The following is an 18,271-nucleotide window of genomic DNA, read 5'->3' as shown; positions in this document are numbered from 1 at the left end:
CGCGCGAGCGCACCGACGCGGACTGGATCGTGGCCATGGACGACGACGGGCGCCCCCGGCCGGGCGCCTTCGCGGCCCTGCGCGCCCTGGACCTGAGCGGCTGGGACGCCATCGGCGCGGCGGTGTTCCATCCCGACGGCAGCATCTGCGAGATGAACCGGCCCTATCGCAACCCCTTCTGGAATCCCGGCGCCTTCCTGCGCACCCTGGCCCGGATGCCCCTGGGCCGCGGCCGCCGGGGCTTTCACCTGCCCGACGCGGATTACCGGCCCGATCACCCGGCAGGCGGCGCGGTGCGGCCCGTCGACATGACCAGCTTCGTGGGCTTCTTCCTGTCGCGCGACGCGCTGAAGGCGGCGGGGCTGCCCGATCCGCGGCTGTTCATCTATGGCGACGACCAGCTTTACACGCTGCAGATGCGCCGCAAGGGCCTGAGGATCGGCTTTGCCCCGCAGGTGCGCTTCGAACACGACACCTCGGCCCGGCAGGGCCAGTCGGGCGTGGTGCTGCGGCCGATGTGGAAGGTCTATTACATGTACCGCAACGCCCTGATCGCCTATCGCGTCGCGGCGGGGCCGTGGTTCTGGCCCCTGGTCCCGGTGCTGCTGCGCAAGTGGCGCCGCAAGGCCGGCGACTACGGCGCCGACGCGCCGCTGTTCCGCGCCCTTCTGGACCAGGCGGTGCGCGACGGCCTGGCCGCCCGCCTGGACCGCCCGCATGACGAGGTGCTGCGCCTGGCCGGGCGGCACTGAGGCGGATCCCCGGCTTGCGCGGGGAAAGCGCCCGGCGGACATCATCCAGGCGGGGGATCGTCCGCGGGAAGGTCGCGGGCGGGGCGGTCGTGGGCGGGGCGGTCGTGGGCGGGCGGCGCGGCCCCGTTCCCCGACCCCGCGGCCGGGCGGGCCGCAGCCCCGGTTCCGGCCCCGGCGCCGGTTCCGGCCTCGGGCTCGGACAGGTTGCGGATCACCTGGTCGAAGACCTCCAGGAACCGTGCCCGATCGCCTGCCGCCACCCCGTCCAGGGCGCGTTCCGCGATCTGGCGGGCGAAGGGCAGGATCGCCTCGGCGGTGCGCCGCCCGGCGGAGCTGAGCTGCAGGATCACCCGCCGCCGGTCCAGGCCGTCGCGGCTGCGCTGAACCAGCCCGTCGCGGGTCAGCGCCTCGAGAACGCCGGTCGAGGAGGCTTTCTCGATCCCCAGCCGGGCGGCAATTTCAGTTTGGGTCAGCGGCCCCGATTCCCACAGCGTGCGCAGGTGAAGATACTGCGCCGCCGTCATGCCGCGGCGGGACAGATGGTCCTGAAGCCTGCGGTTGTACAGTCGGTGCGCCATGCGCAGCGCCGCGCCAAAGCCCGAGGCGGTCGGGCGGGTCGGGTCCGGGGATGTCATGGCCTGCCTTCCAGCACTTTCTTCTTGACCGGGATAGTAAGGCAATCTTATCGTATGTCCACCATATGAATGGCCTGTGACTCAAGGGGGAGGGGTCTTCATGGCTCGCACCAGGTTGTGCAGCACCCGCGATCTGCCCGGGGACGGGGTGCATATCGTCCAGAGCGGCCGCCACGAGATCGGCATCATCCGCCACGAGGGGCGCCTTCACGCCTATCGCAACCTCTGCCCCCACCAGGGCGGCCCGGTCTGCGAGGGCGTGCGCATCGCCCGCGTCGTCGCCGTTCTCGACGAGGAGCGGCGCTTTGCCCGGCACGATTTCGACACCGGGCGGATGCAGATCGTCTGCCCGTGGCACGGCTGGGAATTCAGCCTTGAGACCGGCGAGGCCGTGGGCGATCCCGCCTATCGCCTGCGCCGCTACGAGGTCGAGGAATGCGACGGGGAAATCTATGCCGACCTCTGAGCCCATGACCGCCGGCGACGCCGCGCTGCGGCTGGCCGAGGCGCTCGAGGCGGGCGAGGCGCTTCCGGGGCCGGTGCTGCAGCGGGTCCTGGCGGCCCTGGTGCGCGACTTCGGGCGCCGCCGCGACCTGGACGGCCGGGCGCGCCCCTTCGCCCCCGGCGACGACGTGCCCGCCACCGCCGTGGCGCAGACCGCCCTGGGGATGCTGGAGGCCGCCGACATGGCGGTGTTCGAACTGGGCATGTGGCAGTCGATCAAGCGGGCGCCGGCTGGCGGCGCCGACAGCGGAATAGGACAGCGCGATGAAGGACCATCCGGCCTCCGATCCGGCCATCGAGGAATTCGACACCACGCGGCTGCTGGCCAATGCCGCCCGCCAAGCGCGCGAACGGCGCTATCGGGACTTCTTCATCATGGATGTGGACGCCCACCACTACGAGACGGAATCGCTGCCCGAGATCCTGTCCTATGCCGATGATCCGGTGATGCGCCACCAGGGGCTGTCGTCGGGCAATGTCGGCCGGTCGGGCCTGCTGCCTGCGCCGCTGGGGTCGCAGGACATGTCGGGCCGGGTGACGCGCTATCCCGGCCGCGCCCGCGAGAAGGTGCCCCCCTCGCCGCATCGCGACATCACCCTGACCCGGCGGTGGATGGACGCGCTTGGCGTGGACATGGCCTGCCTGTTTCCCACCCCGATGCTGATGCTGCCCACCCATCCCCAGCCCGATGTCGAGGTGGGCATGGCACGGGCCTACAACCGCTGGCTGTGCGAACGCATCCTCGAGGAAGACCCGCGGATCTGCTCGATGATCTACCTGCCGCTGAACGAGCCCCACGAGGCCGAGCGGATGGTGGCCGAATTCGGCGGCCGCCGCGGCGTCGTGGGCTTCTTGACCACCGGCTATCTGAAGCGCCCGGTCCATGACAATGCCAACATGCGCGTCTTCGCCGCCCTCGAGGAGCGCGGCCTGCCGCTGGGCTTCCACGCCGCCTACAACTGGTCGGACACCTCGCTGGCGCAGCTCAACCGCTTCATCTCGGTCCATGCCCTGGGATTTGCGTTCTGCAACATCATCCACATGACCAACTGGATCATCAACGGCATGCCCGAACGGTTCCCGCGCCTGCAGACCGTCTGGATCGAAAGCGGTCTGGCCTGGGTGCCGTTCCTGATGCAGCGGCTGGACAACGAATACATGATGCGCACCTCCGAGGCGCCGCTGCTGAAGAAGAAGCCGTCGGACTACATGCGCGAGATGTTCTATTCCACCCAGCCGATGGAGATGGTGAACAACCGCGACGCGCTTGAAGTCACCTTCAGGATGATGAACGCCGAAACCCAGCTGCTCTATTCCTCGGACTATCCGCACTGGGACATGGACCTGCCCTCGACGATCTACGACCTGCCCTTCCTGGACGAGAAGGCCAGGCGCAACATCCTGGGCGGCAACGCGCTCAGGCTGTTCGGGATCGAGCCGGTCCATGCCGAGTGGAAGCTGGCAGAGCGGGCGGCCGCGGCCGGAAAGGCCGCAGGCTGACAGCGACCGGCTGAAGGATGGCGGGCGGCCGGCGGACAGGCGCCGTCGGGCCCCCATCCGTCGGGCCCCCCATCCGGTCAGGCCCTCTCGAGCAGGCCGCCGCCGATCGCGGCCACATCCCGGCAGCCCAGAAGCCGCATCGTGCGGGCGAATTCCTCGGCCAGGATGGCAAGCGCCGCGGCGGCGCCCGCCTCGCCCCCGGCGGCCAGCCCGTAAAGCACCGCCCGCCCGACCATCACCGCATCGGCCCCGCGGGCCAGGGCGCGGGCGATGTCGGCGCCGCGCCGGATGCCACCGTCCATCAGCACCGCCGCCCGGCCCGCGACCGCTTCGGCGACGGCGGGCAGGGCGTCGATCGTCGCCACGGCCCCGTCCAGTTGCCGCCCGCCGTGGTTGGACACCACGATGCCCTCGCAGCCCAGGGCCAGGGCGCGGCGCGCGTCGTCGGGCGACAGGATCCCCTTTATCACCAGCCGTCCGTCCCAGCCGTCCCGGATCCGCGCCAGGTCGTCCCAGTCGAAGGCCGGGTTGCGTTGGCGGCGGGAATAGTCGGCCATCTGGGCGGCGGTCGCGCCGGGGGCAGGAAGCCCGCGACGTTCTCGAGCCGGGGCATCCCGCCGCCGGCCAGCCAGACCGAAGCCAGCCAGCGGGGATGGGCAAGCCCGTCCAGCACGATGCGCGGCGACAGGGTCACGTTGTGGGCGAAGCGGTTGCGCCGGTCGCGCTCGCGGTTGCCGGGCACCAGCGAGATCGACCGTGACCACGATCACCCGGCAGCCGGCCCCGGCGGCCTGCGCCATCAGCGCCGCCGAGAACTCTGGCCCGCCCCAGGGATAGAGCTGGAACCAGGGCGGCGACGGAACGGCGGCGGCGACGGTGCGAAGATCGGCGTTGGCGCCGGTGGACAGGGTGAAGGCCACCCCGGCGGCGGCGGCGGCGCGCGCCAGGCACAGGTCGCCCTGGTGCCAGAAAAGGCCGTTCAGCCCCGTCGGCGCGACCACCAGCGGCAGCGCCAGCGGCGTCTCCAGGACCGTAGTCGCGGTGTCGATCCGGCCCCCGCCAGCACGCGCGGGCGAAACCGCAGCGCGTCCAGGGCGGACCTGTTGGCGGCCAGGGTCGTCTCGTCCTCGGCGCCGCCGTCGAGATAGTCGAAGACCACCTTCGGCAGGCGCCGCCGCGCGTCCCGGCGCAGGGCCTCGACATTGATCGCCTGGCGGGCCATCGCGGTCCAGTCGCTGCGGGTCAGCCCGGCGATCATCTCGGGCGCGTAGCCCGGCGCCACGCGCGCGTCGATCACCACCGCGCGCCCCGCCCGGGCCAGCCCGACCGCCCGGCGCACCGCCTGGGCCAGTTCGCCCGCGGTCGTCACCGGGCCGATGCCCTCCAGCCCCTGGGCGCGGGCGATCCCGGCGATGTCGATGTCGGGCTCGCCGATGCGCTGACCGATCCAGCGGTTGGCCACCGGGCGGTCGCGCATCCGCGCCACCCGTTCCTGATGCACCTCGTCGTTGAAGAAGGACCGGTTGTTGGCCACCACCGCGACGAAGGGCACCCGGTAATGGGCCGCCGTCCAGAAGGCCGAGGCCGACATCATCGTGTCGCCGTCGCCCAGGACGGCGACCGCCAGCCGGCCGGGATCGGTCCGCGACAGCGCCAGGGCCGCGCCGATCAGCATCCCCGGACCCGAGCCGATGCCGCCGCCGCCGTCGCTGCCCAGATAGTCCAGCGGATGGCGGAAATGCCAGCTTTGCCCGACCCAGCCCAGCGGCAGGCGCACCAGCAGCGCGCGGCTTCCCGCCAGCCCCTCGCCCAGGGCGGCGGCAAGGACCGCCATGTCCAGCGGCGCCGCCGGATCGGCGGCGGGCAGCGCCGGCGCCACGGGACCGGCCTCGGGCGGGGTTCCCGGCCCCAGGGACAGCGCGTCGGCGATGGCATCGACCGCCGCATCGGGGTCGGTGGCCAGGTGCAGCGCCGCCCGCGGCAGGGCCTGGTGTTCGGTTCCCGGGCCGCGGTGCAGCTGGTGGTCCATCGAGGCGATCACCGTCGGCGCGCCGGCCCCCGCCTGGCGCATGGTGCCCGCCACGTCCACCCAGTCGAGCGCCAGCACCGCGTCGGCCTGGGCCAGGGCGGCGGCGCCGGCCGCATCGAGGAAATGGCCCGGCGCCCCGACATGCAGGGGGTGATCGGTCGGAAAGGCCGCGGCCTGCTTCATGTCGGTCAGGACCTGCGCCCCCAGGGCCTCGGCCAGGGCGACCCGCCGCGCCCAGGCATCCGCCCGCCGCGAGACGCGCCCGGCCAGGATCACCGGGCGCCGGACCCCGCGCAGAAGCGCGATGGCGGCGGCGACATCCTGGGGCGCCGGCAGGGGCGGGCGAGGGAACGGCAAAGGCCGCGGGATCCGGCAGGTCGGGCTCGCTCTCCAGCCGGCGTTCCTGCAGCGCGACGTCGAAATTCACGTAGCACGGCCCCCGCGGCACCGTCCGCGCCACGCGGTCGGCGCGGATCAGGGCCTCGGCCGCCGCCGGGATCGACATGGGCTGGTCGTCCCACTTGAGGAAGTCGCGCACCAGGGCCGCCTGGTCGCGCGAGGTGTGCAGCCAGTCGATCCAGGGCCGGCGCAGCGCCGCGTCGATCGGGCCGGTGGCGCCCAGGATCAGCATCGGCACCCGGTCGCACCAGGCGTTGAAGATGGCCATGCTGCCATGCATCAGCCCGACATTGGCATGAAGCGCCACCGCCATCGGGCTGCCGCTGACCTTGGCCCAGCCGTGGGCGATCGCGACCGCGTGTTCCTCGTGCAGGCACAGCAGCATCGCCGGGGCGCGGTTGCCGTTGAAGTTCACCAGGCTGTCGTGCAGGCCGCGATAGCTCGACCCGGGATTGAGGGCCAGGAAGGGAATGTCCAGCCGGCGCAGCATCTCGGCCAGGGCATCGCTGCCCCAGCGGCAGAGCCCGGCCGGACCCGTCCGCCGGCACCTGCTGCGGCAGGTCGATGCCTTCCGCCGGCCCTTCCGCAGGGGCCCGGCCCTCGTCGGGACTTTGCTTCATGCCTCGCTCCTGTCGGATCGGGCGGCGCTGTCGCCGCGGCCCGCGGGGAATGCAAGCGGACCCCACCGGCGCCGTCAATACGCCACCCGCCCCGCCGCGACGGATTTTCACTATGTGAGAGCGGGTTTGACAGGATGGGGCGGATGGTGTTCCATTCCCGCAGGGGGAAGCTCTGGGAGGAGGGGACCTGTGGTTCTGGAAATCTCTGCTGTCGGCAAGTCCTTTCCGGTGGCCGACGGTCCGGCGGTGAAGGCGCTCTCGGATGTGACGCTGTCGGTCGCGCAGGGGGAATTCGTCTCGATCATCGGCCCCAGCGGCTGCGGGAAATCGACGCTGTTCAACATCGTCGGCGGGCTGATCACCGAATTCGACGGATCGGTGCGCGTCGACGGCCACGAGATCCGCGGCCCCCACCGCGAGATCGGCATGGTCTTCCAGGAGGAATCGACCTTCCCCTGGCGCAGCGCCCTGCGCAACGTCGAACTGCCGCTGGAGATCGCCGGCGTGCCGCGGGCCGAGCGGCACGAGAGGGCGCGCGAACTGCTGCGCCTGGTCGGGCTGGAAGGGTTCGAATCCCGCTTCCCCCGCGAGATGTCGGGGGGGATGCGCCAGCGGGTGTCGATCGCCCGCACCCTGGCCTTCGAGCCGCGGATCATGCTGATGGACGAGCCCTTCGGCGCGCTCGACGAGCAGACCCGGCTTCTTCTGGGCGACAAGGTCCTGAAGATCTGGCAGAAGATCCGCCAGACCACCCTTCTCATCACCCACAACATCACCGAGGCGGTGCAGATGAGCGACCGCGTGGTGGTGATGTCGCACCGGCCCGGCCGGATCAAGCGGATCATCGACATCGACCTGCCGCGCCCGCGCGAGTTCCGAGGCCATGCAGGACCACAAGTTCGGCGACTATGTCGGCATGATCTGGACCGACCTGCGCGAGGAAGCCTCGCGGCACATGGAGGAAAGCGAGGAGGGGCGCGCGTCGCCTGAGCGGCGCCGGGCCTTCGCGCCCGCGCCCGATCGAGAAACCGCCGATGCCGCAGCCGGGGAGGGCCGGGCATCCAGCAGACCGGGGAGGAAACATGACTGCATTCAGGACCATAACCGCCGGGGCCATCGCCGTGGCCTGCCTGTCGGCCGCTCCGGCGGCCGCGCTCGACAAGGTGCGGATCACCAATGCCCAGGAGGGGTTCTGGGACCAGAACTTCATCGAATGGGGCGCCGAGGCCGGCATCTTCGAGAAGCACGGCATCGATCTGGAGGTCATCTGGACCGACGGCGGCGCCAATGCCCAGCAGGCGGTGATCTCGGGCAGCGTCGACATGTCCTTCGGCACCGGCGCCCTGGGCGTGATCAGCGCCTGGGCCCAAGGCGCGCCGATCGAGATCACCGCCGCGACCATGACCGGCGCATCGGATCTGTTCTGGTATGCCAAGGCCGACAGCGGCATCACCTCCATGGCCGACACCCAGGGCCGGACGGTGGCCTATTCGCGGCCCGGATCCTCGACCAACCTGATCGCCGCGAAGCTGGTCGAGATCGCCGGAACCGATGCCGAACTGGTCGGCATCGGCGGGCCGGCGGCGTCGATGACGGCGGTCATGTCCGACCAGATCGACGTGGGCTGGTCCTCGGCCCCCTTCGGCTATGACCGGATCGCGGCGGGCGAGCTGGTCCGGGTCGCCACCGGCAACGACGTGCCGGGGGTGGCCGAGCAGGTGGTGCGGGTGCAGATCGCCAACCGCAACTTCCTGGAGGCCAATCCCGACGTCGTGCGGCGCTATTTCGACGCGTTCCGCGAGACGCTGGAATGGGCCTATACCGAGGACGAGGCGCTGCAGAAATGGGCCGACATCCACGGCCTCGACCTGGAGACCGCCCGCCAGATCCGCGACGAGATCTACCCGCGCGAGGCCGTCGCCCCCTATCCGATCACCGGCCTCGAGGCCAATGTGCGCGACGCCGTCGAGACCGGGCGGCTGGACGCGATGCTGAGCCCCGAGGACATGGAGCGGATGCTGGCGGTGGCCGCCGAACTGCACGGGGCCGGCGCCGAGTGAGGATGCCGTCATGACCGCACGGCGCCCCGCCGCCCCCTGAGGCCGGTCCTTGCCGGCCTCGTGCTGCCGGTCCTCGTCGGGCTCGCGCTCGAGGTGGCGGCGCGTTCGGGCTGGGTCTCGCCCTTCCTGCTGCCGCCGCCAAGCCGGGTGATCGCCGCCGTCCCCGACCTGTTCCTGCGCGAGGGGCTGATCGGGCTTTTCGCGCTGTCGACGGGGATCACGCTGCTGGCCTCGCTGATCGCGGTGCTGATCGGCATTCCCGCGGGCTTCCTGCTGTATCTGCGCCGCGATCTGGGCGCGGCCTATGAAAGCTGGCTGGGGGCGATCTTCTCGGCCCCGGTCATCCTGCTCTATCCGCTGTTTCTGGTGATCCTGGGGCGGGGGCTGCAGACGCTGGTGGTGATGGGCGTGCTGGTCGGCGTGACCCCGGTGCTGCTCAGCACCTATCGCGGCCTGCAGGGGGTGCCGGCGGTCTATCTGCGCGTGGCGCGCAGCTTCAACATGCCGCGCCGCGAGATCTGGTGGAAGGTGCTGGCCCCTGCGGCCCTGCCCTCGATCTTCACCGGGATCCGGCTGACGCTGATCTACACGATGATCAACACCATCGCGATGGAGTTCCTGATCGCCATCGGCGGCCTGGGCTTTCTGGTCGGCAATCTCTACGACCGCTACCAGATACCCGACATGTACGCGGCCGTGGGCTTCGTGATCGTGGCCAGCATTCTGTTCTTCGCGCTTATCGACAGGGTGGAAAAATGGTCGACCCGAGCCTAGGCCGCATCGCCGGTCCGCGGCGGCGCATCCCGCTGGACCGGATCACCCGGATCCGGCTGGTCACGATCCTGCTGATCCTGGCCGCCTACGAGGCCGTGGCGCGGTCGGGCATCTTCTTCGAGGGCGTGATGCCGTCGTCGCTGGCGGTGCTTGCGGCCCTGGTCCGCACGCTGGCCGATCCCGGCTTCTACCCGCATCTGGGCCGCACGGCCCTGGAGGTCGCCATCGGCTTTCCGCTGGGGGTGCTGCTGGGGCTGGCCGCGGGGATCGTGTTCGGCATGTCCCGCGGCCTGGCGGCGATCTTCAACCCCTGGGTGCAGTATCTGGCGCCGACGCCGAAGATCGTCTTCTTCCCGATCCTGCTGCTGCTGTTCGGGGTGGACATGGGCTCGAAGATCGCCATGGCGGCGATATCGGCCTTCTTCCCCACCGCCATCGCCGCCTATGCGGGGATGCGCCAGATCCCGCCGATCTATCTGAAGGTGGCGCGGACGCTGAACGCGACGCGGCTGCAGATGCTGCGCATCGTCTATGTCCCGTCGCTGGTGGCCCCGATCCTCACCAGCCTCAGGCTGGCGCTCGGGGTGGCGATCGTCGGCACCCTGCTGGCCGAGATCAAGATGTCGAACCTGGGCCTGGGTTATCTGGTCATCCAGCACTACAATTTCCTGCGGATGCCCGAGATGTATGCCGTCCTGCTGCTGACCTTCGCCATCGCGGTCGGGGCGAATGCGGCGATGGAATGGCTGACCGGGCGCATCGAACACGATCGCCACGTCAACGGGGACTGACGGGCCTGCCGGGCAGGCCAGGGGGCACGCGGCAAGGCCCCCTTCAGGCGCCGCAGGCCGCCAGGGCTTTTCCAGGGACAGCGGGTCGGCCTCGAAGGATCCAGGGAATACCGGGTGAAGGGCGTGCCGATCCGGTAGGCGGGCCGGACATAGTCGGGCTTGAGGCGCCCGCGGACGCCGGCCCAGGCGCACCCGACCTGCTGGGCCATCACCCGATAGACGTCGGTCATGTGCCCGCAGGGCAGGATCTCGATCACCTGCCGCAAGCGGGCGTCGTGCTGGCGGTAAAGCAGCGGCGCAAGGCCGGCGCCGTGAACGGCGACAATGGTTTCGGCGTGGTGGAACAGGGCGAACTGGTCGGCGGGCGACAGGGTTTCGGGATAGACGGTGACATAGCCCCGGGCGGCCAGCATGGCCTCGATCTGGCTCTGGTTCGACAGGCAGCGGGTGCCGCGCCGGGGCAGGAAGACCCGCCGCGCGCCCGTGTCGCGGCCCGCCATCGCGGCAGACAGCACCTCCAGCATCCCCGAACCGACGACACAGTGGCGGCGCAGGGGGCGCAGGACGCTTCGGTGGTCCAGCTCGACGCCGATGCCCGGGCCGCTGATGGCCGCGTCCGAGGTCTGGACGCTCAGCCCCAGAAGCCGCGCCGCCTGCAGGATGTATCCCGGGATGGCCGCAGGCAGCAGCAGCGTGACCTGCGTAGGGCCCAGCCCGGCCCTGTCGCACAGCAGAAAGACCAGCGGCAGGTGGCTGTTGAGGAAATGCGCCCAGTTCTCGGGGCTGTTGAACCGCAGGTCGATCCCCACCTCGCCCTGCAGCGCCTCGCCTTGCCGCGACTCGGGGCGGGCGGGCCTGCGGGGCAGAAGGCGTGCCAGCCGCCGACGGCGTCCCGGCGCGGCATAGGCTGGAAAGCCCGGCACCGCCCGATAGCGGATCTGCCCGCCCGGCACGGTCTTGGCGGGCAGCAGGACATGTTCGCAATCGGGCACGAACCGGTCGATCAGATAGGACTGCGCCGTGAAAAGATCCGCGGCCGCCGCGGCAAGCGGCGCCACATCGACCTGGCCCGCCAGATCGGCAGGGATCATTCCATCATCTCCCGCGCCTGCTTGGCCGCCCTGTCCTGGCGATAGCCGTTCAGGACCACGCCCAGGACATTGGTGTATTCGGCCACCTCGCGTTCGCAGCTGTCGAAGTCGCCGTAGCGGGTCTGTTCGGCGCGCGCCACGATCAGCGCGCAGTCCACATGCTGCAGGAAGGCGCGCGCATCGTCGCCGATCAGGATCGAGGGCAGGTCGAAGATCATGATGTCGGGATCGTATTCGGCCTGCACCGCGGCCAGCGTCTCGCGGGTGGAGCCCGACATCAGCAGGCGCGTCGGGTCGGGATCCGGCACCCCCGACAGGGCAAGCGCCAGGTTCGGGCCGATGCGGCGGGCATGATCGCCAAAGCGCGTCTCGCCCCGCAGCAGGGGGGCGATCGCGGGCGGTTCGGCGATGCCCAGTTTCCGGGCGACCGCCGGATCGCGCAGGTCGAAGTCGAAAAGCATCGTGCGCAGTTCGGGCTGCCGTCCCAGCCCCAGGGCCAGGTTCAGGGCGATGGTTGTCTTGCCCGAACGCGGCAGGGGCGAGGTGATCGCCAGCCGCCGCCAGCCGTTCTGGCGCATCTGGTACAGGATCTTGGTGCGCAGCACGTCGAAGGGCGTGGATTCGGCCGAAGCCTGCCGGGACAGGATGCGCGCCTGGATCATCGCCCTGTGATCCGGCTTGGCCGGGGTCAGGGCCTGCCAGGCCGCGTCCGGGCCGGTCTGGCCGGGGCCGTCCTGGGCGGTTTCCGCAGCGCCGGGCGCCGTGCCGGGCAGCGGCCCGGGCGCGGCGGCCTGCGGCGGCGGGGGGCCGCCTGCCCGCCCTCGGCGCGCTTGCGGCGGGCCATCTCGAGGGCGGCCTGAAGTTTTTCCATTTCCGTTCCTCCGCGCGCCGGTTCAGCCAAGACCCAGACGCGACACGACTTTCTGTGCCAGAAGATCCAGCGGCATGTACTGGGTGTGGATCGCCCACAGCCCCAGGGGGATCAGCACCAGAACGGCCAGCGTCAGGGCCATCATGACCATCTGGCGGCGGCGCCGTTCCTGGCGGCTTTCGATATAGGGAATGACGGCCAGGGCCGAAACCTGGAACCGCGCCTGCAGTTCGGCGGGACGGCGGATGGCGTTGTTCAGAAGCTCCATCAGCGCGAAGAACCCGCCCGCCAGGGCCAGGCCAAGCCCCACCCCGGCCGCGGCGATCTTCAGCCGGTTGGGCCCCGAGGGCAGGCCCGGAACCGACGCCGCCTCGAGAACCGAGATGCGCTGCCCCCGGGCCGAGGCCTCGATCCGTTCGGCGGTGCGCGCCTGCCCCAGGCTGGCCACCGCCCCGTCGTAGCGCGCCCGGATATTGGCCAGGTCGCGCTCCAGCGAGGTCAGGGTGATGGCATTGGCGGCGGTGGCGGAAATGGACAGCGCCAGATCCTCGAGTTCGGCATTGGCCTGTTCAAGCTCGGCCCGCAACGAGGCCGCGCGGCTGTCCATCTGCGCCAGGTTCACGTCCAGCAGCGAATTGCCGGTCCCCTGGGCTTCGGCCGGCGCGCCCTGCGCCTCGACCAGGCGTTCGGTCGCGGCGATGCGGTTGCGCAGCGCCTGCACGCGCGGGCTGTTTTCCGCATAGATGCTGAGCACCCCGTTCAGTTCGGCCTGCAGCGCCGCCAGCTGCTGCTGTTCGGGCGTCGCCGGCGCCCCCGAGGCCTGGATGCTGCCGGTCTGTTCGAACAGGCGCAGCATGTCCTGGCGCTGCGCCTCGATCTGGGCCAGCTCGCTCTCCAGCCGGGCGGCGCGTTCCTGCAGCATCGCCTGGCGGTTCTGGCGGAAGGACAGGTTCTCGGGCAGCGCCTCGGCATTGGCGTTCTTGAATTCCAGGATCCGGGCGTTCTGCTGGTCCAGGTCGGCGCTCAGCCGCTCGACCTCCTGCTGGTAGAAGTTCAGCCGCTCCTCGGCCTGGCCCAGCCGGGTGCGGCTGTTGGCGGCCAGGATCAGGGTGGTGTATTCGTTGACCACCGCCGCCGCGATCCGGGGATCGGGGGAGCTGAAGCTCAGGGTCATCATGGCGGCCTGGTCGCGGCCCCCGGCGCGCCGGATCGAGGTGTCCTCCTGCATGAGGTCCACCTTCTCGTCGGCCGACAGGGTGCTGTCGCGGCCATAGACGTTCAGCTTGTTGGCCACGTCGATCAGGTTCGCCCGCGTCATCAGCTGCTGCTCGATCAGCTGCAGGGTCTCCTCGGACGACAGCTGGACAAGGCCATCCTCCTGGATCTGGGGGGCCTCGACCAGCAGCCGGGCCGAGGCCATGTAGATCGGCTGCGCCCGCAGGGCCCAGACCGCCCCGAAGACCGAACAGATGATGAAAAGCGCCAGCATGATCGGAAGCCGCCGCAGGATCAGGGACCAGTAGAAGCGCAAGTCGATCATGAGATGTCCCGTTTCACTTCCTGATCGCGCGCCAGCACCAGCCGCGGCACCTGGCGGTCGGCGCTGTCGGCCCGGGCCGTCAGGATCAGCCCGTCGGCGATCAGTTCGTCGATCAGCTCGGCGGTGACGACGGATTGCCCGCTTGCCGCCCCATAGACCAGGGCCAGATCGGCGATCTTGTTGATCATGCGCGGGATCCCCCCGGATTCTGCATGGATGCGCGCGGCCGCCGCCGCGTCGATTTCGCCGCCGTGCCCGCCCGCCTTGATCAGGCGGTGGCGGATATAGTCGCGCACGGTCTCGGCGTCGAAGCCGTTCAGGTGGAAGGTGGCGCTGACCCGCTGCGCGAACTGGCGCAGTTCGGGGCGGGTGATGATGTCGCGCAGCTCGGGCTGGCCCAGAAGGATCAGCTGCAGCAGTTCGTCGCTGCCCGAGTTGATGTTGGTCAGCATCCGCAGTTCTTCCAGGGTTTCGGCGCCCAGGTTCTGCGCCTCGTCGAAGATCAGCACCACCAGCCGTCCCGCCGCGTATTCGGCCAGGACGAAATCCTGGAAGGTCTGGAACATGCTCACATAGTCGGCCCCCGCCGGAACGGCGATGCCGAAGGCGTTGAGGATCCACCGCAGCAGGTCGCCCCGGTCGCCGCGCGCGTTCGAGATCAGCCCGATCGTCACGCGGTTGTCCACCTGCCGCAGCAGCGCCTGGATCAGCGTGGTCTTGCCGGTCCCCACCTCGCCGGTGACGACGGTCAGGGGCGCGCAGGTGACAAGCCCGTATTCCAGCACGGCGAACGCCTTGCGGTGCCGGTCGGACCAGAACAGCATGTCCGGATCCGGCAGGATCGAGAAGGGGCGGACCTTGAATCCGTAATGATCGAGATACAGCAGATCCTTGACCCCTGCGAATGAACCACGGCGACGATTATAGCAGGGATATAGACCACCGTCCCCCGCACTGACCAGAGCAGGCTTCGCAGCGGCGCCCGCCCGCGCCGGGTCCCGGCCGCCCGAGATCGCCGCGAAAACTGCCCGGTCGATGGGCTTTTGCAATCATTGGCTTAGCATTTCCGGAACTTTCAATCCAGGGATGCGGATCCGTGATGGAACCCAACCAGATCGGCAAAGTTTTAATAAAGTTTTAAAGTCTTTGTTCAGGTCCCCCGATGCGCGTGCTAGCCTAGCGATGTCCCGGTTCATGGCTGCAGACAGGGTTCCCGGACCCTCTGCCGGCCAAGGGTTCAACCCCGCCCGTGACGTGTTTTTGCAGTGTCACCTCTTTCAAGAGGAGTTTACCGAATGAATATGCGCGCCATCGAGATGGACCCCGCCGCCGCCAAGGAAATCCTGGCGGTTTCTTGTGGTGCGGGGGTCGAATCGAACCGGCCGCAGGGCCTGTACGGCAACGGCGCCAAGCGTGTCTTCGAGACCTGCCTGATCCTGGCGGCGGCGCCCGTCGTGCTGCCCTTCATCCTGCTGATGGCGATGATCATCGCCTGCGACGGGGCCAACCCGTTCTTCGCCCAGAAGCGGGTCGGCCAAGGCGGCAAGGTGTTCCGCATCTGGAAGCTGCGCACCATGGTCGCCAATGCCGAGGACGAGCTGGCCCATTACCTGGCGGCGAACCCCGAGGCCCGGGCCGAATGGGAACGCACGCAGAAGCTGAAATGCGATCCCCGCGTCACCTGGATCGGACGCTTCCTGCGCAAGACCTCGATGGACGAACTGCCGCAGCTGTTCAACGTGCTGAACGGCACCATGTCGCTGGTCGGCCCGCGCCCGATGATGGTCGATCAGGCGCTGATGTATTACGGCAAGGCCTATTACCGGCTGCGCCCCGGCATCACCGGGCTGTGGCAGATCTCGGCGCGCAACGAGATCCGAATTCACCGCCCGCGTCCGCTATGACGAGGTCTATGCCCGCAGCCTGTCATGCTGGAATGATATTGGCATTCTGGCGCGGACCGTTAAGGTCGTGCTGCGCGGCACAGGCTACTGAGCCGCGTCCCCTCGCGCGGCCGGCCGGTGATCGGCCACGCCCTGATCCATAGAGACCGCCTGCCATGACCCCCCAGAACGACCCCCGCCCCGCCCCCGCCCGCCGCGGGCGCGCCCGCCTGTCCGTCTCGGTGGTCCTGGCCCTGGGGCTGAGCCTGCCGCTGGCGGGCTGCAAGACCTCGGCCGAACGGGCCGACGAATATTACCGCTCGGGGCTGGAGCTTGTCGAACAGGGCGACATCGACCGCGCCATCCTGCAGTTCCGCAACGTCTTCAACGAGGACGGCACCCATTACGAGGCGCGCCGGACGCTGGCCGAACTGTATCGCGACCAGGGCCGCGACCGGGAAGCCTATGCCCAGTATCTGCGCCTGGCCGAACAGTATCCCGACGATCTTCCCACCCGCATCGCCCTGGCGCGGCTGGCCTTCGACAGCAACGACCGCCAGGAATTCGAACGCCACGCAAGCCGGGCGCAGGAACTGGCCCCCGACGATCCCGAGGTGCAGGCCATCACCCTGACCCAACGCTACACCGCGCAGCGCGAAGCCGGCGACACCGAGGCCCTGGCCGAGATCGCCCGGCAGGCCGAGGAACTGTCGCGCCAGCGTCCCGACGACGTGCTGCTGCTGGGCATCCTGCTGGACCAGGCGGCGCAGGAGTCCGACCTCGAACGGTCTGGCGCCATCCTCGACCGGCTGATGGCGCTGCAGCCCGACAACCGGCTGCGCTACGTGCAGCGCCTGGCCTGGCTGGTCGAACAGGGCGACCCCGCCGCGATCGAGGCGCATCTGCGCGCCACCATCGAGCGGTTCCCCGACGATACCACCGCCCGCGCCGACCTGGTGCGCTTCTATGTCTCGCAGGACCGCGACGCCGATGCCGAGGCCTATCTGCGCGATCTGGCCGCGGCCGCGGCCCAGGACGATCCGGGGCCGCGGGTGGACCTGATCCGCTTCGTCGAGCTGACCCGGGGCGAGGAGGCCGCGCGCGCCGAGGCCGAGGCCGCCCTGGCCGCCGGCGGCGATCCGCTGGTCTTCGACCAGATCCTTGCGAACTTCGATTTCCGCGCCGGCAATGCCGATGCCGCCATCGCGCGGCTGCGCGACCGGCTGGCCGCGGTTCAGGAACCCTCGCCGCAGGCCCGCGACATGCGGGTGCAACTGGCGCGGATGCTGCAGTCCCAGGGCGAGGAAGCCGAGGCCCAGGAGCTTGTCGCCCAGGTCGTGGCCGAGGATCCGGCCCATCTGGGCGCCCTGAAGATGCAGGCGAACTGGGACATCCGCGAGGATCGCATCGACGAGGCGGTGATGGATCTGCGCGCGGTCCTGGACCAGGCCCCGCAGGATGTCGAGGCGATGAGCCTGATGGCCGACGCCTATTACCGCGCCGGAGAGCCGGATCTGATGCGCGATTACCTGTCCCAGGCCGCGGCCGCCTCGGACCATGCCCCGGCCGAAACGCTCCGCCTGGCGCGCGTCCTTCTGGACGAGGGCCGCCACCGCCCGGCCGAGGACGCCCTGCTGCCCGCGCTGCGCAACAACCCCGATAACGTCGAGCTGCTTTCCCTGCTGGGCCGGGCCTATCTCGAGATGCCGGATCTGCCCCGCGCCCAGGGGGTCGTCGACCGCCTGAACGAGATCGGCACCCCGCCGGCGCTTGACCGGGCGCGCCAGATCGAACTGGCCCTGGTCGGGCGCGAGGGGGGCCAGCAGGCCGCCATCGACTATCTGGAGCAGTTTTCCGCCGAAACCGGCGAATCCGTCCAGGCGCAGCTGGGCCTGATGCGCGCCCGGCTGGGCGCGAACGACCTGCCGGGCGCCCAGGCGGTTCTGGACCGGCTGGTGGGCCAGCACCCGGACGATCCCCTGGTCCGCCAGGCCCAGGCCGCGATGGCCGCGGCCCGGGGCGAGGGCGACGAGGCCCGCCGCATCCTGGACGCGCTGATCGCCGAGGATCCCGACAACGGCGCCGCCCACATGATGCGCCTGCGCCTGGTGTCCCAGTTCCAGGGCGACGCCGCGGCGGCCGAGGTGCTGGAGGCCAGCCTGGCGCAGAGGCCCGATGACCCGGATCTGCTTTGGGCCAAGGCCGGGCTGCTGGAACGGCAGGGCGACATCGAAGGCGCCATCGCCATCTTCGAACGGCTCTACGACGAGGATTCCGATTCGGTCGTCGTGGCCAACAACCTGGCCAGCCTGCTGGCCACCCATCATGCCGACGATCCCGAACGCCTGGCCCGCGCCACGGCGGTCGCCCGGCGCCTGCGCGACACCACCTTGCCGCCCTTCATGGACACCTATGGCTGGCTGCTGCACCTGAACGGCGACAGCGAAGCCGCCCTGCCCTATCTGGAAGGCGCCGCCGCGGCCCTGCCCGAGGATGGGGCGGTCCAGCTGCACCTGGGCATCGTCCAGGCGGCTCTGGGCCGGACCGAGGAAGCCGAGGCGCAGCTGACCCGGGGGCTGGAGATGATCGGGGACCGCCAGGGCAGCACCGTCGTCATGGCGCGCGAGACGCTGGACAGCCTGCGCAACCCGCAGCCCGCCGGCACCGACGCCGGGGCCGGGACCGACGCCGGGACCCAGGACGGCGCCCAGGACGGGGCCGGGGCCGCAGCCCCTGCCGACACCCGGGCCGATGCGGGGGCCGGGGCCTCCGCGGGCTCGGCGCCCGGATCGGCCCCGCCTGAGACGAACTGAGGCGGGCGC

At 70.3% G+C, this 18,271-nt stretch carries 15 protein-coding genes and 3 pseudogenes; 11 read left to right on the top strand and 7 right to left on the bottom strand.

Translation table 11 applies throughout. The features are described from left to right. Positions 1-752, top strand: a 752-nt coding sequence (locus ACZ1HC_RS16800; protein ID WP_472701114.1) for a glycosyltransferase family protein, incomplete at its 5' end; no start/stop codon positions are given. 41 nt (positions 753-793) lie between these two features. Here the strand turns inward: ACZ1HC_RS16800 and ACZ1HC_RS16795 are convergent. Beyond that, the gene (locus ACZ1HC_RS16795) at positions 794-1,387 is read right to left on the bottom strand and encodes a MarR family winged helix-turn-helix transcriptional regulator (RefSeq protein WP_472701113.1); all 594 of its coding nucleotides are present in this window, start codon (positions 1,385-1,387) and stop codon (positions 794-796) included. Positions 1,388-1,487: 100 nt separating this feature from the next. On the opposite strand from ACZ1HC_RS16795, the gene ACZ1HC_RS16790 reads away from it, so the two are divergent. From ACZ1HC_RS16790 to ACZ1HC_RS16780, 3 genes are read left to right on the top strand one after another with little or no spacing between them, the layout of a single operon-like run. Beyond that, positions 1,488-1,853: a Rieske (2Fe-2S) protein gene (locus tag ACZ1HC_RS16790; protein ID WP_472701112.1), complete on the top strand. Its 366-nt coding sequence runs from the start codon at positions 1,488-1,490 to the stop codon at positions 1,851-1,853. Beyond that, positions 1,840-2,331, top strand: coding sequence for a hypothetical protein (locus tag ACZ1HC_RS16785; RefSeq protein ID WP_472701111.1), 492 nt, complete (start codon positions 1,840-1,842; stop codon positions 2,329-2,331). Before ACZ1HC_RS16790 ends, ACZ1HC_RS16785 begins: the two co-directional genes overlap by 14 nt. Then, complete coding sequence (locus ACZ1HC_RS16780; RefSeq protein ID WP_472701117.1) at positions 2,213-3,391, top strand: amidohydrolase family protein; 1,179 nt, start codon at positions 2,213-2,215, stop codon at positions 3,389-3,391. The genes ACZ1HC_RS16785 and ACZ1HC_RS16780 overlap by 119 nt, the downstream gene beginning before the upstream one ends. Positions 3,392-3,468: 77 nt before the next feature. Here ACZ1HC_RS16780 and ACZ1HC_RS16775 read toward each other — a convergent pair. Continuing rightward, positions 3,469-5,696: pseudogene (locus ACZ1HC_RS16775) on the bottom strand (alpha-hydroxy-acid oxidizing protein). A gap of 227 nt (positions 5,697-5,923) precedes the next feature. Between ACZ1HC_RS16775 and ACZ1HC_RS16770 the strand changes: the two are divergent. After that, positions 5,924-6,118: a hypothetical protein gene (locus ACZ1HC_RS16770; protein ID WP_472701110.1), complete on the top strand. Its 195-nt coding sequence runs from the start codon at positions 5,924-5,926 to the stop codon at positions 6,116-6,118. Here the strand turns inward: ACZ1HC_RS16770 and ACZ1HC_RS16765 are convergent. Further along, positions 6,070-6,309, bottom strand: a pseudogene (locus tag ACZ1HC_RS16765) (thiamine pyrophosphate-binding protein); the annotation flags it as partial. The gene ACZ1HC_RS16770 and the pseudogene ACZ1HC_RS16765 overlap by 49 nt on opposite strands. A gap of 319 nt (positions 6,310-6,628) precedes the next feature. On the opposite strand from ACZ1HC_RS16765, the gene ACZ1HC_RS16760 reads away from it, so the two are divergent. The 4 genes from ACZ1HC_RS16760 (at position 6,629) to ACZ1HC_RS16745 (ending at position 10,064) form a co-directional block, all read left to right on the top strand. Further along, positions 6,629-7,429, top strand: coding sequence for an ABC transporter ATP-binding protein (locus ACZ1HC_RS16760; protein WP_472701109.1), 801 nt, complete (start codon positions 6,629-6,631; stop codon positions 7,427-7,429). Between the two features lie 92 nt (positions 7,430-7,521). Beyond that, positions 7,522-8,499: an ABC transporter substrate-binding protein gene (locus tag ACZ1HC_RS16755; RefSeq protein WP_472701108.1), complete on the top strand. Its 978-nt coding sequence runs from the start codon at positions 7,522-7,524 to the stop codon at positions 8,497-8,499. Positions 8,500-8,559: 60 nt separating this feature from the next. Next, entirely contained in the window at positions 8,560-9,273 is a 714-nt protein-coding gene (locus ACZ1HC_RS16750) for an ABC transporter permease (RefSeq protein ID WP_472701107.1), read from the top strand. Next, complete coding sequence (locus ACZ1HC_RS16745) at positions 9,255-10,064, top strand: ABC transporter permease (protein WP_472701106.1); 810 nt, start codon at positions 9,255-9,257, stop codon at positions 10,062-10,064. The genes ACZ1HC_RS16750 and ACZ1HC_RS16745 overlap by 19 nt, the downstream gene beginning before the upstream one ends. Positions 10,065-10,345: 281 nt before the next feature. Here the strand turns inward: ACZ1HC_RS16745 and ACZ1HC_RS16740 are convergent. From ACZ1HC_RS16740 to ACZ1HC_RS16725, 4 genes and pseudogenes are all read right to left on the bottom strand, one after another. Beyond that, positions 10,346-11,155: pseudogene (locus ACZ1HC_RS16740) on the bottom strand (glycosyltransferase family 61 protein); the annotation flags it as partial. Continuing rightward, positions 11,152-11,817, bottom strand: coding sequence for a CpsD/CapB family tyrosine-protein kinase (locus ACZ1HC_RS16735; RefSeq protein WP_472701105.1), 666 nt, complete (start codon positions 11,815-11,817; stop codon positions 11,152-11,154). The gene ACZ1HC_RS16735 and the pseudogene ACZ1HC_RS16740, both read right to left, overlap by 4 nt. 231 nt (positions 11,818-12,048) lie before the next feature. Beyond that, positions 12,049-13,566 (bottom strand): GumC family protein, encoded by a 1,518-nt coding sequence (locus tag ACZ1HC_RS16730; RefSeq protein ID WP_472701104.1) that lies wholly within the window; start codon positions 13,564-13,566, stop codon positions 12,049-12,051. Continuing rightward, positions 13,563-14,390: an ExeA family protein gene (locus ACZ1HC_RS16725; protein WP_472701103.1), complete on the bottom strand. Its 828-nt coding sequence runs from the start codon at positions 14,388-14,390 to the stop codon at positions 13,563-13,565. The genes ACZ1HC_RS16730 and ACZ1HC_RS16725 overlap by 4 nt, the downstream gene beginning before the upstream one ends. A gap of 471 nt (positions 14,391-14,861) precedes the next feature. Between ACZ1HC_RS16725 and ACZ1HC_RS16720 the strand changes: the two genes are divergently transcribed. After that, entirely contained in the window at positions 14,862-15,470 is a 609-nt protein-coding gene (locus tag ACZ1HC_RS16720; RefSeq protein WP_472701102.1) for a sugar transferase, read from the top strand. Positions 15,471-15,625: 155 nt separating this feature from the next. Continuing rightward, the gene (locus ACZ1HC_RS16715; protein WP_472701101.1) at positions 15,626-18,262 is read left to right on the top strand and encodes a tetratricopeptide repeat protein; all 2,637 of its coding nucleotides are present in this window, start codon (positions 15,626-15,628) and stop codon (positions 18,260-18,262) included. The last annotated feature ends 9 nt before the right edge of the window (positions 18,263-18,271 follow it).

It is taken from the genome of Paracoccus sp. BR5-17 (assembly GCF_055693925.1).
This window is presented reverse-complemented; position numbering and strand designations above follow the sequence as displayed.